The sequence below is a fragment of the Pseudomonas sp. RA_5y_Pfl1_P24 genome (assembly GCF_963970945.1).
In the GTDB taxonomy this organism is placed as follows: domain Bacteria; phylum Pseudomonadota; class Gammaproteobacteria; order Pseudomonadales; family Pseudomonadaceae; genus Aquipseudomonas; species Aquipseudomonas tritici.
Window position 1 is genome coordinate 93,320 of record NZ_CAXAOJ010000008.1, and the last position, 14,499, is coordinate 107,818.

The window sequence follows — 14,499 nt, forward strand, 5'->3', positions numbered from 1 at the left end:
AGACCTTTGCTGTATGGATAAACAGTGCTAGGCTCGCTCCGCTTTGTGCACGAAGCAGGAGCCTTGGCTGGACTTGCAGGGACGATCTGCAGGGACAGCGGCCGCGCCGGATGTTGACGCATCCAGAGCGGCCGCTTCTTTTGTTTCGACGGAAAAGCTGTAGACGAGGTCTGGTAAACAGACAGAACGGTCAACGTGAATACGCGCCGTTACGGAAGTATCTAGCTTGAATGACAAGACTTAGAGTTTAACTACAACCGCATTAATTTCCATTTACACTTCAACGCCTGCGCCAAATGACGCAGGCACAACTGTACTTATTTAACTGTCTCCACAGCCTTGCTATCAATCATTGGGTTCGCATTCGCTCCCTCTAACCGCTCTATCAAACGGCGACCAAGGGAAACGCCCGGTCTTTCGATAAAGTTATAGGTCAGCAGCGATATACCTGCCGAGACTAACAGCACCAAAAAACAATACGCTACGCTTTCCTTGTTGCCACTTCCTAGAAGCGACACAACTCCTAGCTTAGTAAAAAGGCTCAAAACTGCAAAGTGCGTCAGGTACATACTGAAGCTCAGCTTACCAAGGCCAATCATGAATTTATTGACCAATATCCTTACTGGATAATAGGCAACCAAGACGAATAATACAGCGAACATAGCACCCGCATAAACGTCATGGGTTACGGGCTTATGTGAAAGCGTCCAAAATTTCACAGAAAGGAAGCAAAACAGAAGCCCACCGACGATGAGCATCTTGGCATCACTCACCCTAGCCCTGGTCAGAAACAGGTAGGCAAAGACACCCATCAGAAATACCGGCGCCTGGCTGATAAAATTCAATACCGAAAAATTCACTGCCATGTATTCCTGTCCTGGCGGGTAGGGAAAAACCCTTACAGACACATAGCTATTAAGGCGCTGCAGCAAAACACAAACCAGCAACACGCCTAAGAAATAGTAAGCTTTTCGGAATCGCATAAGAAATGGGAAAACAAGATAAAACGTCATCTCTACCGCTATGGACCAACCACCAGGAACAACGGAGTTAATGGTCTCAGGATGGAAGCCGTGTAAAAACAAAGCCGTAATAGGCACAAACCACCATTCAATCCCGTTGGGGGCCCAGTAAGTCGCGGCAACCCCGTTAAGAATCAAATAACCTATTATCGCTAAATAAAACATTGGCGCGATTCGAAAAAACCTGCGTATGTAAAAGTTTAAAATAGGACTTTGCTCATGGGATTTTCTCGCCGCCCAAGACATGCACAATGTAACAGCGCTTGCAACGTAAAATAGCTGAACCCCACGGGCTCCCTCTACCATGATGCGTTGAAGCAAATCCGATAAAGGCTTTACATATTGTGATGCATGAGTCATGACCACCAATATTATTGCCAATCCTCTTATTGCATCTATGTAATCATGCTTCCTTACAGATTGAACACTCATAGGGATCTCTAACGGGGCATATTGTTAATCGTCAATTATCTATAACTTCTCTGTACTTAACCAGAAAAATCCCTTACGCATAAGCTGGGCCAGATGTGCAAGCCGAGCAGTCGGGGGCTCAATCAGGCCAACGCCCCCAACCGGTAGCCTCTACTACTTCACGCTAGAGACTTCTTTTGCGTATGCCTGACAGGCCCGCAGGGCGATCAATCCTTGGTCGCCGGAATCGGTGATTCCGATAATTCGTTGAGCATGCGCTCGGTCAAGTTGGGCTCTTGCGGGGCCATGAACCACGCAGCCGGTGGCGGTGGTGGTTGGCACTGAACAGCTGCTGGGGGGGTCGGCGGAGGCGAGTACGACTGACAACCGCAGATCAGCAGTAGCCAGGCGATCACGCAGACGAGCCTGCTTGGTTTGCTCATCGGTCAATTCCTTGTAGTGGGTTTCGTCTTTGTTCTGCAGGCGCTGCTCCAGGGCTAGGCGTTTGTCCTGCTCGTTGCGCTGCAGAGCAGCAGCAGCTTTGGATAAGTCGTTGAGGGTGTCAGCGTGAAGCCTGGCCTGGCGCTCCAGCTGCTGGCCGTAACGCCAGCCTTGAGCTGTCCAGGCAAGTGCAGCAGATCCTGCAACCAGCACGAGCAGCACCACACAGACGGCAGCGACACGAAATTGCGAGGGGATCAGGTCGAGGAGACGCATAGCACCGCCCTCGCCCTGGCCCAAAGCTGCAGGCGATCCTCCAAGCCGTTGAGCCCGCCATTAATCCGGCGAGTGATGGTGTTGAACTGGTCATTATCCGCGAGGGCGTTCAACCCGTTAACCGACCAGAACCACGCCGCAGACTCTGCCGCCCATTGCGGCAGTTCCAGCAGCTCCGGCGTGCGCAACAATCGTTCATCACCGAACAGCGCCAGGCTGCAGCGCAGATAGTTGTCGTGACCAGTGATCTGTATCAGCCCACGGCCGCGATAGCGTTGGCCGTCACCATCGGCTGCCTGCGTGTTCCCCAGCTTGGCAGCCAGCGCGCCGGTATCGTACTTGCTGAGGTACTGATCGCTCCCCAGTTCACGCACGTATTGCAGCTGGCCCGACTCGTGGCCGATCTGGGCAAGGAACGCCGCCTGACGTTTCGGCGTATCGATCTTGCGGTTGATCATGGCCGCGTTTAGCGCGGATACAAAAACACCCGCTTGGGGGCGGGCGTTGGGCATGATGCGTTGTAGTTGCTGCTCAGTGATGGACATCGCTTTTTCCCGGACAAAAAAATGCCGCTCGATGGCGGCGGATGGTGAAGCACGTACGGTGACTTACAGCTTCAGAACTTTGATCTCCTTGGGTGCCTTCTTTTTCTTACCGGCCGCCTTGGCCTTACCCTTCTTCCCTGCATTGCATTCGACCGTGGTACTCCAGCCGGACTGGGAGAACACCTGCTCCACCGAGTCGATCAGAAACTCACCGTCCAATCCGTCCTTAAAACCCTGAGCATTGATCTGGCGCTCAGCAAACAGATCAGTGCGCCCCACCATCTCCAACCGAACTTCAGCGGTCGAGCGGTTGAACGCTGCCAGCCGGGCCTTGGCTGCTTGTTCCGCAGCGGACTTGTTCGGGTGGATGTGCCGGTCGGTATGAACCGGCGGCAAGCCTTCAGGCGCGTCGTCGTTGTCCAGGGTCAGGTTGACCAGCTCGCCGGTTTTCTTGTCCTGGTAGCTGGCTTTGACGGCCTTCTGAGTGGTGCGGTCGGCGAAGCGAAATTGCCAGCGACTGACGTCACTGCGCCGGACGGTGATCGCCGGCAGGCCCTTGCCACTGGCGGTCTGCCCGCTTTGACGCGGCAGCACCAACAGCTTGCCGTCAGCGACCTTGGCCGTGCAGTCGTGATTTTTGGCGAGCCGGGTGATGAAGTTATAGTCCGACTCGTTCATCTGGTCAGCCCTGGGCACGACCGTGGCAACGGGGCATTCAGGCTTCCAGCCATTGCGTGCTGCAATGTCACTGACGATCCTGGACAGCGGGGCATTTTCCCAACTGCCGCTGCGGGTGGTCTTGCCACTGCCGCGCATGTCGCTGGCTTTGCCGCGAATGACCAGAGTGTCCGGCGGACCGGAGACCTCAATGTCATCCACGGTATACCGACCCAAGCGCGCCATCGCTTTGCTGTCGTAGCCAAGGTAGACCTCGATCCCCGCGCCCTTCTTGGGCAGTGCGACGGCGCCGTCACGGTCATCGATACGCAGCTCGAACTCATCTGACTCCATGCCAGGCTTGTCCAGCGTGCGCAGCAACAGCAGGCGGTCGTTAATCAAGGCCGTTATATCAGTGCCATCCGCGACGATACGAAATATGGGTTTCATGGGTAGTCCTCAACATTCAATCCCACAGCTGCACCTGCTCGACCGCCGGCCGCTCAATTTCAGGGAACGTAATCAGCAACCCGACACGCAACGGCTGCGGCTCATCCGCCAACAACCGGTTAGCCGCCAGCACCGCCTCTACCGTGCCATTGAGGTGTCCGTAATGCTGATAACACAGGGTATCCAGCAGGTCGCCGTCAGACGTTCTGCATATCATCGCCATAGCGCGAGAACTCCAAACTAAAGGTTTGCTTACGCGGGATCCCGCCGGCCAGCAGCGCGCCCTGTTCCTCATCCATACTGCGCAGACACCAGGTGCCGAGGACGACGCCGTAGCCGGTGGTCAGATTCAAGGGCAGCAACTGCCCACCAATTGAACGCAGGATGTCGAGTTGCTTTAACCCACCCTTGAACGTGGGAAAGATCACGCCTTTGAGGCTGAGCTTATCCTCCCCCACTCCCACGGCTTGCTGTGCTGGCCGACGACTGAGGCGCTCTTGCGAGGCCCAGCGGAATTCCGTCTGCCGGCGAAGCTCGTTAAACGCTGCCGTGTCCAGGTTGAAGTAGAACGGCTGCGCATTCGCCTGCAGCGGCTGCAAGATCAGCAGGTGGGGAAACGGTTTAACCGCTTCCGCCATGGGTGTGGCATTGGGTGCCAGAACGCTGGTAGGCAAAATATTCGCCAGGTTTGGACTGACCTTGCCGGCCATCTGGTTGATCGCCGTGCTGGCCCGGGCGGCTTGTTCCTTCAGGGTGCCCAGGCGCTCATCAATCGCCGATATCGCACGAGTTGCCTTGCTGTAGGCGGACAACACCGTGCCGACCTTAGACTGCGCCGCGTTGATCCCGCGCATTACCCGCTGCAGCTTATCGCCGACACCAGGTGGCACACCGGGAATACTGGACAGTTCATCAGCCGCTCCGGTGATTTCGCCAATGGCGCCGTTCACCGGCCCAATCATATCGTCGATGCTGTGCCGCCCTGCCTCCCCGGCCTGGACCAGGGATTTGAAGCCGGATTGCAGTTGCTCCATGTAAGCCATGACAACTCCTTAAACGTGAGGGGCATCGTAAAGGTTGCGCCGCCCCTGCTCCCGACTGAACTCCTCAAACATCTGGCGCAGGTGCGGCATCATTTCCTGCGCGAGCTGCCGTGGATCCTTGACGTCGCCGTGCACGGTCACCGGCATGGCTGGGGAGAACGTCCACTGCTGCTCAACCCGAGTCGGTTCCGGCTTCGCGGCCAGTCCAGCAGCCAGCACGGCCGGAGCCGCAGTTGCTGTGGGAGCAGCCGCCAACGAGCGCGACACATCACCCAAAGCTGGCCCCGGTGCTGCAGGCGTTTTCAGCATCAACGGACCGGACGATAGCGACGGCGCGATCTGCGCCAGACGCGGCAGAGCCGGCGCACCTGGTGGCGGCAACCGCAACGGCGATGGCTGAGCCGGCAGGATCAGGCGCTCGGCCGGAGCGTCCGATCCACCGAACGCAGCCCTGCCCACAGCACCGCCCAACTCGCCGCCACCCCAACTGCCGAGGAACCCGCCGATCAATCCGCCGACCACGGTGCCAATCACCGGTACCACCGAACCAATCGCGGCGCCCGCAGCAGCACCGGCCAATGTTCCGGCCAAGGTGCCAGCGGCATTACCGTAGCCCTCGGCCTTTTCATCGCGGGTCTCGGCGTTTTGATAGGTATCAGCGGCGATCAACCCCGCCTCGATCAGCGCCATGGGCGCGCCAACCTTGGCGAACCCAAGCCCCTTGCCCATCATGGCCTTGGGCGCAAACCGGCTGGCCGTTGCGCCAAGTGGCGCCGCCGCTGCAGCAGCACCAGGAATAGCGCCTCGACCACCACGACCACGTTTGCCCTTGCCTCGACGCCGCTTTCCATCACCTACATCGACCCCGCCAGCACCGCCTGAGGGATTGGTGACGAACACCCGCTGGATAACGTTTGGATTGCCCATCAGCGACCCACGCGCAACGTTGAGCAGTCCCTTGCCGATCTTGATCGCGTTGATCGCTGCGCCCAGGCCGACAACACCAGCAGCCAGCACAGCCGCCCCGCTGACCACTGTCGGAAAGCGACCTGCCAATTCGCCAAACCCATAGGCCACTTTCGCCAGGCCATCTGCCGCCACGTCCGTCAGCGGCCGCAACGCATCACCGATGCGCGTCATCGACGACTCAATGCCTGCAGTGGCACTGGCCCACTTCCTGTTGGACGTCTCACGCGCCTTCGCCGCATCGGCTTCAATCTTGGCCTTACCGTCTGTTTTCTCGATGGTCGCCATGTCCGCCTTGATCTTGTCGCCATATTTGATCTGCGCGAGCAAACCCGCACTGGCGCTCTGATCACTGACGATGGTCGCTAGCCCGGCCGCCTCGGTCAGCGCGACCATGGCCTGCTCTTCCTCAGCACTACCGTCCGCCGAGGCCTTGATCTTGGCCTTGAGTGCCTCAATTTTCTTGGCCTTGGCCGGATCCTGCTTCCTGATCAACTGCTCGCTGAGCATGATGAACGCGTCGACCGGATTTGCTGCCTTGCCGCTTTTGGTCGCGGCGAGTATTGAGCCGGCCAAGTCGTAGCCTTCCTTGGCGAACCGTTCCTGACTCGTGCTGCTGATCACAGCGTTGAGCAGGTTGTTCATGTTGGTGGCCGCAGCCGCCGAGTCCTGAGTTTGCGAGTACTGCGACTGCAGGCTGGCCCCCAGGAAGCGCACCGCCTCGGGGCCTTCCATGCCCAGGCGCTTGATGTTGCCGAGCATCGCCGGCAAATACTTCGCCATGTCCTTAGGACCGAACGCACCGATATCACCGGCGGCTGCGACCTGGCCAAGCATTGCCGCCATATCTCCCTGCTTGACCCCGGCTTCCTTAAAGGAGTTGATCAGGGTTGCGATGGTTTCGGGCTCCATGCCTTGACCGTCGATCAGGTCCGCAATCTGCCCGGCATAGGAGGTGGCCACGTCCCAATCAACGCCTTTTTCGATCAAGGCGCCGACCGACTTCGCGAGCAGTTGCTGACTCATGCCCTTATCTGCCGCGACCTTGCTGATGCTCGCCGCCAACTTGGCCTCATCGCCGGTACCAGCGGTGTGTGCCCACAACGACATCTGGCGGATCTGCGCCTGGTAATCGCCGGAGATCTTGGTTGGAATAGCCAATGACCCCGTGAGCACCGCCGCTTGGCCGAGAGAGTTTTTCATCCCCTCTTTGCCCTGCTGGATCTGCGTGTGACCCAGCGCCTTGAGTTCGGCGCCACGCGCTACCTGGCCGAGAGCCTGGTATTCCTTGCGCAACTTGCTGACCTCAATGCCCTGCTCTTTCAGCGTTTTGAGGTTGCCCTCCAGTTTTCGCAACAGACCATCCGCCGACGCCGCACCGGTGTCGTGGGCCTTTTTCCATTCGTCCCGCAGGCGGATGGTGTCACCGATGGTGCTCTGCAGGACGCGAGCCTTGGTGCCGGTTTCGCCGAGTTTCTTGATGCGGCCTTCAACGTCCTTGAAGGCGGCGCCGACAGTGGAGCTGACGACGCCGCCGATGACCAGGCCGAGCGCCAGGTTGTTTGCCATGAGAACACTCCAGGCAGGGATGCGGGGCTCAGTCCATGAGCCACCAGATCATCGTGGAAAAAGGCATGGTCTCGATTTCGTTGGCCGCAAATGAATACTGCGTCGCCAAGCGCTTCGCGACCTGTTTCTGCAGTTCGGCGTTAAACCCCGTCGTCCTGCACCAGGCGAAAGTAGGCGGCTTGTAGCCGCTGGTAGTCCGTCAGCTTGAGCCCCTCCAGATCCTTGGTATCGGATTCAGACAGGTTGGCCAGAAGGACCGTGTCGCGCTGATCATCGTCGCCATTGGACGCCGAGGTCGCGGCACGTACGTCACGCACAGTGGGTGCGCGCAACATCAGGCGGTCGAGCTTCACGTCTTTGAAGTCATACGGCTTGGACAGTGCGACGACGGCGCCGTCTGGGCCAACGCCCAACCAGGTCGGCATCTCGCCTTCCTTGTCGGGAAGTCCGGCGTCCAGCAGCAACTGCGAATAGGCCGTCTGTACGCGCGCATAGTCGGTCAGCTTGAGCCCATCAATGTCCTTGGTACCGGCGTCAGTAAGGGAGGCGAACAAGGTCACCTCACGCAACACCGCGTCGGCACCACCGATTGCGTCAGAGGCGCGTACCTCGCGCAACGTCGGAGCGCGCAGGTTCAACTGGTCGACCTTGACGCCGTTTACATCACTCGGGCGCGTCAGGGTGATCGTCGCGCTGTCTGAGCCAAAGGTCAGCCAGGACGGAATCAATTTCAGCTTTTTCACTTTCATTAGAGACGCTTCCGTTACAGGCCGAGGTCGCGGCGGACGCTGGCAAGTTGATCCACACCGTTGATAACCCGGACACAGTTAACCGGATCGATTTCGTACATCAGTCGGCCGGCGACTTCGAGCTTGTAATAGCTGACAGCCACGGAGTACTTGAACTCGCCCGCCTCGCCGGCTTTCCAGTCGCCCGGATCAATCTCTTTGAGCATGCCGCGCACGGTGGCGACCACCGCCGTGGTCGCACCTTTTTGGCCTTTGAAGGAGCCACGGAACACCGCGTTGAACGCGGTCTGATCGGCCAGGCCATAAAACTTCATGGCCTCCGGACGCGCACCTTTGCCGGCGAAACTGGCCTCCAGTTTCTCCATGCCCTGGTCCATCTCGACCGGGGCATCCATGCCACCGGCGCGATGCTCTTCTGTTTTCAAGGTGAGCTTGGGGAGCGTCACGCTGGTCATCTCACCGTTAAAGGCTACGCCGTCAATATGGGCGTTCATGTTGTAGAGCGTTTGCGGAACCATCTGCGGCTCTCCTTATGCGTTAGTGTCGAGGACTTCGGTCAGCCACTGGTTGGTGACCTCGACGCGGAAGTTGGGGTTTTCTGCCGGCGGCACGTCGGTGAAGCGGATGTTCCAGTACACCTTGCCCTGCTCCAGCTGGCTGGCCGTGTTCAACTCGGGGTCGGCGAACACCTCGAAGTTGATCACCGCACCCTGATTTTTCAGGTCGCGCATAAAGGCCTGCAGACCGTTCGTGACGTCGCTGACGTAGGTCTTGGTAATCGAGCGGTCCACCGCCCATTTATGGCCGTAAAGGATCGCGTCCATAACGATGTCCATGGTCCGCACGCGAGTGACAAACGCCCACTTCGGATCGCTGGAGCAGGTGCGGTTGCCCCAAAGGCGGTACCCGTCATCACGGATGATGGTGGTGATCTGCGCGTTGTTGAGCAGGTTGGCCCGGCAGGTTTCGTCGCCGTCCAGGAACTCGATAGGCCGGCCGGTGCCAGTGATGCCGACAAACTCTTTGTTCGACGGCGAGGCCCAGAAGCCGTATTCCGAATCGGTCCAAGCGAAGAGCCCAGCGACCCAGGCAGAACCGGGTGCATCGACGGTGGCACTGAGCGCGGTGTCCCAGTACTGCACACCAGGGTCGACCAGAAACACACGCTTGCTGCCGAAGTTTTCGCGGTACGCCATCGCGGCTTCGTCGGTGGTGTTAGGGCCGTCGATGATTGCAATTGCGCGCAGCTTGTCGCTGAGCGCCACAAGCGCGGTAGCGACGGGCAACGTCGCGGTGTGTTTGGGTACGGTCAGCAAGCGCGGCTGCGCATTGAAGCGGCTCTTGCCATCGAGCAGTGCCTGCATGCCGGTGCGAGTGCCGTTCGCCAGAACACCGCCAATGATGGCCGAGGTCTGCGCGGCGGCGTCTGCCAACTTCTCCACGCCACAGGCAACGATCACGGCCTTGGAACGAACGTAGATGGCCTGCACCGCCTTGGTGATTGCCGCGTCTGCGCCCCAGGCGGCGATGGCTTCGCTTTCGCGGGTGATCAGCATCAACTGATTGGGCAAGGCACCGGCAGCGGGGCCTGGGGTGAAGGTGTCGCAGAGACCAACGATCGACGACGACGGCACAGCGATAGGCCGCGTGCCGGTGTCGACGTTGGTCACGGTGACGCCGTGAAAAAAACCACCTGCATTACTCATGGTTGAACTCCAGAAACGAGAAAGCCCCGCAGATGCGAGGCCGTGGGTTGGTCGTGATGCGCGTAACGGAAAAGAAAACGCCCCGTCAATGCGGGGCGTTATTGGATCAACTCAGCCAGCCATGCCGGCTGTTCCGGTCTGTACTCAAGTGCCGGGAAGTGCGCCGATTCAGGCCAGTCGCGCAGATCCTGCCTGTAGCCCTGCAACTGCTTGTACTGCTCGGTGGTGAGGGTTGTAGCCCGTTCAGCCTCCAGCTCGTCACGATGACGTGCGACCAGCGTATCAGTGAGCAAAAGAGTCTTATCTCGAAAGGCACGCTCGCTATATTCCAACTCTTCCAGAGTCGGCCCAGGTGTCGCAATGATGATCGGTCGACCATCTTTGCCCCCCCTAAAGGTCGATTTGCCAGTTGAGACAGCCCGAAAGATAGCGTCGTGATCTTCCTGAGTAATTTCAACAAGCTCAGCAGCTGGCGGGAGCAAGCATGCCGGGTTAGGGACAGTAATAATTGGCTGTACAGCATCCAAGTCCGGCGTGTCGATCATTGGTGGAGTTGCATCAACATCGGGGGCCGAAATTGTTTCAGGGACCGATCCGCCACCCTCAACCCAGGTCGGGTTAGGTACCTGGATATCGGGAGGAATCCATTTAGGGTCAGACACCTTCATACTCGGGCGCTTCCATTCAGGATCAGGTAACTGAATGGTCCGAGATCCATGGAACGCCTCATTGAAAAACGTGTTTGACTTCGCACTATAGAATATCTTCATCCCTAAAAGCCCCTAGCTTCGACAACTACCGTTATCCCTGTTTGTGTAACTCCCGACCATTCCTCGACATATACAGTGCAACCTGACACGCTAGGAGCCGAGTAGTAACCCTGTATACATGCAGGCGCCGCCGTGGTTTTACGAAAGCTTACTTTCGCATTTATAAACTGCGTTGGAAACTGAAACGGCCAAGTTACGCTTATTGTCTTTATTGTTGGCATATCGTCAAAAGAATACTCAAGCCACTGAATAATCTCGCCCGTGTCCGCGTCTTTTCTCCATCCAGTTGGCGCAAGTAGAGCTGTATTTTTCGGCCTATTACCTGAATGCCATATGGTATGGGCTACCGCGCCCGCCGACCATCCACCTAGCTTGAGCTGATTATCAGTATCCAGACCAAACATGACCCCATAATTTCCAGGTCGATGAAAGCACATCACCGCAGAGGACACGCCATCTCCTCCGCTGACCTGGACGGTGCCGGCGCCTCCTGCGATACCAGCAATTGCCCCAAATCCGGCTGACTGAAACACCGGGGCTGACCCGGATGGTACGAACTGAGAGAGTTTGATGCATTGTGACAATGCATTATTGACCTGCACCGCCGTCAACGCGTCGGTGATATTGTAGCCCGCTAAAGTGGTGGCTTTAGCTGCTTTCAATGTAGGATCAAAATTACCTGAATCCCATACTACACGCCCGAAAATCTCGGCTACTTTAGACTCAAGATTCAAATTAAGTGGCACAGAATTAACTTCACCATTTCTAGCAAAAATTCGGACACTCTTGTTGCATAGGTCTATATACGCTTCAGCAGTTGGCGTTTTAAAACCAAACTGCGGAGAGTCTTCTGTGCCGCCATCTAAAGTAAACGAACCAGACACTTTGGCGCCAGTCCTCGGCAGCAACTTAGCAACTTCGTCGGACAACTCGGTTTTTGTCGCGCCGTCGGTGATCCCGCTGCCCGCGAGCGTTGTCGGATTCGTACCTGCGATAACACGTCCGAGCTTATCCACCGTCAAGCTACGGTAGGTGCCAGCCCCGATACCGGTGCGTCCTGCGATGACTTCAAAGGTCAACGCGGTGGTACCCAATATAATCGGTGCATCAGTCACCAGCTGCCAAATGCTATCTCCGTTGGCCGTGCCTTTCTCGACGGTGACGAAGAGGCCAGGCGTCACCTCGATGCTGGCATCTGCATCCTGCGCACGTTTCCAGGCGCCGTTGGCTGGTACTACATAAATGCCGTTGTCTTTCGCCTGGACCTGGTCTTTCACCAGGACGCGGGCATCTGCCGCAAGCAGCACGCCGTCGATAGTCTGAATGCCGTTCAGGGCGATGTTCGCCGTGGTGGCCACCAGCACCGAATGCTTGGAGTCCTGCTTGTTGACGGCCTCCGTAATCGCCAAGTCAACATATTCACGAGTCGCCAGCACTATCGCTGGATCGATCTTCAGCACGATGTTGTTGATGCTTGAAACAATAAAGTTCATCCGCACAATTTGTGTACGGCCTGAACCCTGATCCAGCGCCGGCTTAAAACTCGGTGCACAGTTTGAAACTGCGACCAGGTCACCGTCCGAGTCGTACAAGCCGATCTCGCGGATCCACCAGCCGCCAACATCTGCCGGTATGACCTGCTCAGCGATGATCACCGCCGCGTTGACCGGATCAACGCGCAGTTGATTCAGTGGCGCCCGTCGCTGCTCGTTGATCAGCTTGGTCTGGGTTGCACTGGGGACCGGGTCAGTGCCGTTGGCATCGCCGACGCCCAGCGCAGTGAGGTTCCAGGGAATGCCCAGGGCATTGGCATTAGCCAGCTTTGCGGCCCCCACGTTGGTGAGGATCGCCATAAATTGCGAGTTGCGATCAATCATGGGTAAACGTCCAAAGTGTCTATGCTGTGTTCGCGCCCGACCACGCCGATGTAGCCGGTGACATCAATGTCACGCTGCACGGGTGGGTAGACGTCGATTACGTCGCCTTCGTAGAGGGCGACACCGATGTGTATGGCGCCTTGGGTTTCCAAGCTGATTGCCAGCCCGGTCAAGGGCCTGCTAACGGGCTTGGCGTCGTCGATCAAGCGCTCCAGTTCCAGGTACATCTCTTCGGTGATACCGGTTTCAAGTACGCCGACCTTCAAGGCGAAGGTGCCGGGAATTCCTTTGGGAGTGGTCTGCCACCACTCCAGCACCTCGATCAGGTAGCCAAGCGGCTCAACCACTCGACGCAGGGCGCCGATGGTGCCCTTGTGGGCATGCACGTAGAACGCGGAGCGGATGGCCGAACGCTTGATGGCCTCCGACCATTTGTTGTCCCAACGGTCGACCGACCAAGTCCAGGCCAACCACGGCAACAGGTGCGCCGGGCAGGTGTCAGGGTTGTAGAGGTCGCGTAACGGAATCCTAGTTTTCTCAACCAAGGCGGCCTCAATAGCTCGCTCCAACTGCGTGCTGTTCAGGGGGAGCAGACTGGTCATGTCGAGCCCCCAAGGACAACGCTAAAGCCCGTGCAATATGCTGCCTGAGATTTGGTTGGTTTCAGATCAACCCAGTTGAGCAGCTCGACCCGGCCAACGCCGTTGATGTGCAGCTGGGCATCGACACCGGATTGCGCAACCTCCAACGCCAGGCGCTTTCGCGGATTGATCCAGGCTTTGATGCGCTTGATGGCTTCGGCTAGGATCGCGTCGTTTTCCGGGCCAGCGCCCTGCATATGCAATACGGCATCGATCCGGTAGTTGAGTATCTCTGCACTCTGCACAATGAGGCGGTCGCCTACCGGCCTGACGTCATCGTCACTGAGCTTGGCATGCACAACGTCAAGCAATGCTTGATCGGCCTGACCGCTACCGGTCAGGCTCAGCACGGTCACAACCACCACAGCCGGTGATGGGCTTTCCGCCGTAGCATCGGCGACCAAAGCCGACGCATTGCGCGCATGGAAGATGTAGCTGTTGCGCGGTCCGGCCGTGGTCAGCCCTTCGTAGACCAGTTGAATACGCTCGCGCAGAGCGTCGTCGGATTCTTTAACCTCGTCTACCGGTGGCACTGCCAGCAGATTCGCCGGCTGAATGACCAGGCGCTGGAGTTTGACGTTGGCCGCGAGCTGATCAAGATCCTCCTTTTGCGCATACGCCAGCATCAACGCCTTGGCGGCATCGTTGACCCGTGCGCGATTCTGCATCTTGCCGTAGGCGCCCAACTCCACCAGCTTGACCACCGGATCGCTTTCCAGCGAGGCCGACCAGTTATCGCCCATGTGCTCGCGAAAAGCGGCGAGCCCCTCTTCATATAGCGCCTCATAATCTAGCGCTTCCAGCACCTGCGGTGCCGGCAATGCCGATAAATCCACCGTGCTCATGCTGACACCTCCAGCAGCAGGCGTTCGCCCAGATACTCGCCGGTTATTTTGAAGTCGATGCGACCGCCGACGATGGCAACGACCTGCACCTGTTCCAGTTTTAGCCGCGGCTCCCAACGCCCCAACGAGCGAGCCACCTCGGCCTGCACTGCACTCTTCCAACCGGCGTTAACCGGTAGATCGACAAAGCGCCGGATTAGGCTGCCGTACTCAGGTCGCATTCGCCGACTACCCACGGGCGTGCCGAGAATGTCCCCAATGGACTGCCGGAGATGGTCGAGACCGGACAGCGGTTGGCCGGTGTGGCGATCCATTCCGATCATCGGGATTACTCCTGCTGCAGTTCCGGGTGGGCCTTGAGGAAGGCGAACTGTTCATCAGTACTGGCCGTCACGCGCGCTTTGCTCACAGCCAAGGTGCTGCCGTCAGGAAGGACCAGGGTGCGCGAGGTGAAGAGCGTGTCGCGGAAAACGCGACCAGGTCCAGCTTCGTCCTGACTGTCGGGTTTGTTCTTGCTCATCAGTGGATGCT

16 protein-coding genes and 1 pseudogene are annotated in these 14,499 nt (G+C 58.1%); all 17 read right to left on the reverse strand.

Annotation, left to right across the window (positions count from 1 at the left end):
- Window positions 1-317: 317 nt before the first annotated feature.
- The gene (locus AACY30_RS15145; RefSeq protein ID WP_339540584.1) at window positions 318-1,454 is read right to left on the reverse strand and encodes an acyltransferase family protein; all 1,137 of its coding nucleotides are present in this window, start codon (window positions 1,452-1,454) and stop codon (window positions 318-320) included.
- Between the two features lie 153 nt (window positions 1,455-1,607).
- Window positions 1,608-2,150 carry a lysis system i-spanin subunit Rz gene (locus tag AACY30_RS15150; protein ID WP_339540585.1) on the reverse strand — a complete coding sequence of 181 codons (543 nt, stop codon included), beginning with the start codon at window positions 2,148-2,150 and terminating at the stop codon, window positions 1,608-1,610.
- Complete coding sequence (locus tag AACY30_RS15155) at window positions 2,132-2,695, reverse strand: glycoside hydrolase family 19 protein (RefSeq protein WP_339540586.1); 564 nt, start codon at window positions 2,693-2,695, stop codon at window positions 2,132-2,134. The genes AACY30_RS15150 and AACY30_RS15155 overlap by 19 nt, the downstream gene beginning before the upstream one ends.
- A 63-nt stretch (window positions 2,696-2,758) precedes the next feature.
- Window positions 2,759-3,802 (reverse strand): phage late control D family protein, encoded by a 1,044-nt coding sequence (locus AACY30_RS15160; RefSeq protein WP_339540587.1) that lies wholly within the window; start codon window positions 3,800-3,802, stop codon window positions 2,759-2,761.
- Between the two features lie 16 nt (window positions 3,803-3,818).
- Entirely contained in the window at window positions 3,819-4,025 is a 207-nt protein-coding gene (locus AACY30_RS15165; protein ID WP_339540588.1) for a tail protein X, read from the reverse strand.
- Window positions 4,000-4,845, reverse strand: a complete 846-nt coding sequence (locus AACY30_RS15170) for a phage tail protein (RefSeq protein ID WP_339540589.1) — start codon at window positions 4,843-4,845, stop codon at window positions 4,000-4,002. Before AACY30_RS15170 ends, AACY30_RS15165 begins: the two co-directional genes overlap by 26 nt.
- Before the next feature lie 9 nt (window positions 4,846-4,854).
- On the reverse strand, window positions 4,855-7,380 hold the full coding sequence (locus tag AACY30_RS15175) for a phage tail tape measure protein (RefSeq protein ID WP_339540590.1): 2,526 nt from the start codon (window positions 7,378-7,380) through the stop codon (window positions 4,855-4,857).
- 140 nt (window positions 7,381-7,520) lie between these two features.
- Window positions 7,521-7,805 carry a phage tail assembly protein gene (locus AACY30_RS27495; RefSeq protein WP_445261437.1) on the reverse strand — a complete coding sequence of 95 codons (285 nt, stop codon included), beginning with the start codon at window positions 7,803-7,805 and terminating at the stop codon, window positions 7,521-7,523.
- A gap of 45 nt (window positions 7,806-7,850) precedes the next feature.
- Window positions 7,851-8,129: pseudogene (locus AACY30_RS27500) on the reverse strand (phage tail assembly protein); the annotation flags it as partial.
- Window positions 8,130-8,143: 14 nt separating this feature from the next.
- A complete protein-coding gene (locus AACY30_RS15185; protein WP_262131597.1) occupies window positions 8,144-8,647 on the reverse strand; it encodes a phage major tail tube protein in 504 nt (167 codons plus the stop codon).
- 12 nt (window positions 8,648-8,659) lie between these two features.
- The gene (locus AACY30_RS15190) at window positions 8,660-9,835 is read right to left on the reverse strand and encodes a phage tail sheath family protein (RefSeq protein WP_339540592.1); all 1,176 of its coding nucleotides are present in this window, start codon (window positions 9,833-9,835) and stop codon (window positions 8,660-8,662) included.
- A 98-nt stretch (window positions 9,836-9,933) separates the two neighbouring features.
- A complete protein-coding gene (locus AACY30_RS15195; protein WP_339540593.1) occupies window positions 9,934-10,605 on the reverse strand; it encodes a phage tail protein in 672 nt (223 codons plus the stop codon).
- 2 nt (window positions 10,606-10,607) lie between these two features.
- Window positions 10,608-12,482, reverse strand: coding sequence for a phage tail protein (locus AACY30_RS15200; RefSeq protein WP_339540594.1), 1,875 nt, complete (start codon window positions 12,480-12,482; stop codon window positions 10,608-10,610).
- Window positions 12,479-13,084 (reverse strand): phage tail protein I, encoded by a 606-nt coding sequence (locus AACY30_RS15205; RefSeq protein WP_339540595.1) that lies wholly within the window; start codon window positions 13,082-13,084, stop codon window positions 12,479-12,481. The genes AACY30_RS15200 and AACY30_RS15205 overlap by 4 nt, the downstream gene beginning before the upstream one ends.
- The gene (locus tag AACY30_RS15210; RefSeq protein WP_339540596.1) at window positions 13,081-13,968 is read right to left on the reverse strand and encodes a baseplate assembly protein; all 888 of its coding nucleotides are present in this window, start codon (window positions 13,966-13,968) and stop codon (window positions 13,081-13,083) included. The genes AACY30_RS15205 and AACY30_RS15210 overlap by 4 nt, the downstream gene beginning before the upstream one ends.
- Entirely contained in the window at window positions 13,965-14,291 is a 327-nt protein-coding gene (locus AACY30_RS15215) for a GPW/gp25 family protein (protein ID WP_339540597.1), read from the reverse strand. Before AACY30_RS15215 ends, AACY30_RS15210 begins: the two co-directional genes overlap by 4 nt.
- 5 nt (window positions 14,292-14,296) lie before the next feature.
- Window positions 14,297-14,488 carry a hypothetical protein gene (locus tag AACY30_RS15220; RefSeq protein WP_339540598.1) on the reverse strand — a complete coding sequence of 64 codons (192 nt, stop codon included), beginning with the start codon at window positions 14,486-14,488 and terminating at the stop codon, window positions 14,297-14,299.
- Window positions 14,489-14,499 lie beyond the last annotated feature (11 nt).

Coding starts and splice junctions, on each gene's coding strand:
- AACY30_RS15170 (WP_339540589.1), bottom strand. CDS start 4,845: ATGGCTTACATGGAGCAACTGCAATCCGGCTTCAAATCCCTGGTCCAG.
- AACY30_RS15215 (WP_339540597.1), bottom strand. CDS start 14,291: ATGATCGGAATGGATCGCCACACCGGCCAACCGCTGTCCGGTCTCGAC.
- AACY30_RS15150 (WP_339540585.1), bottom strand. CDS start 2,150: ATGCGTCTCCTCGACCTGATCCCCTCGCAATTTCGTGTCGCTGCCGTC.
- AACY30_RS15205 (WP_339540595.1), bottom strand. CDS start 13,084: ATGACCAGTCTGCTCCCCCTGAACAGCACGCAGTTGGAGCGAGCTATT.
- AACY30_RS27495 (WP_445261437.1), bottom strand. CDS start 7,805: ATGCCGACCTGGTTGGGCGTTGGCCCAGACGGCGCCGTCGTCGCACTG.
- AACY30_RS15190 (WP_339540592.1), bottom strand. CDS start 9,835: ATGAGTAATGCAGGTGGTTTTTTTCACGGCGTCACCGTGACCAACGTC.
- AACY30_RS15185 (WP_262131597.1), bottom strand. CDS start 8,647: ATGGTTCCGCAAACGCTCTACAACATGAACGCCCATATTGACGGCGTA.
- AACY30_RS15165 (WP_339540588.1), bottom strand. CDS start 4,025: ATGGCGATGATATGCAGAACGTCTGACGGCGACCTGCTGGATACCCTG.
- AACY30_RS15145 (WP_339540584.1), bottom strand. CDS start 1,454: ATGAGTGTTCAATCTGTAAGGAAGCATGATTACATAGATGCAATAAGA.
- AACY30_RS15175 (WP_339540590.1), bottom strand. CDS start 7,380: ATGGCAAACAACCTGGCGCTCGGCCTGGTCATCGGCGGCGTCGTCAGC.
- AACY30_RS15195 (WP_339540593.1), bottom strand. CDS start 10,605: ATGAAGATATTCTATAGTGCGAAGTCAAACACGTTTTTCAATGAGGCG.
- AACY30_RS15210 (WP_339540596.1), bottom strand. CDS start 13,968: ATGAGCACGGTGGATTTATCGGCATTGCCGGCACCGCAGGTGCTGGAA.
- AACY30_RS15220 (WP_339540598.1), bottom strand. CDS start 14,488: ATGAGCAAGAACAAACCCGACAGTCAGGACGAAGCTGGACCTGGTCGC.
- AACY30_RS15160 (WP_339540587.1), bottom strand. CDS start 3,802: ATGAAACCCATATTTCGTATCGTCGCGGATGGCACTGATATAACGGCC.
- AACY30_RS15155 (WP_339540586.1), bottom strand. CDS start 2,695: ATGTCCATCACTGAGCAGCAACTACAACGCATCATGCCCAACGCCCGC.
- AACY30_RS15200 (WP_339540594.1), bottom strand. CDS start 12,482: ATGATTGATCGCAACTCGCAATTTATGGCGATCCTCACCAACGTGGGG.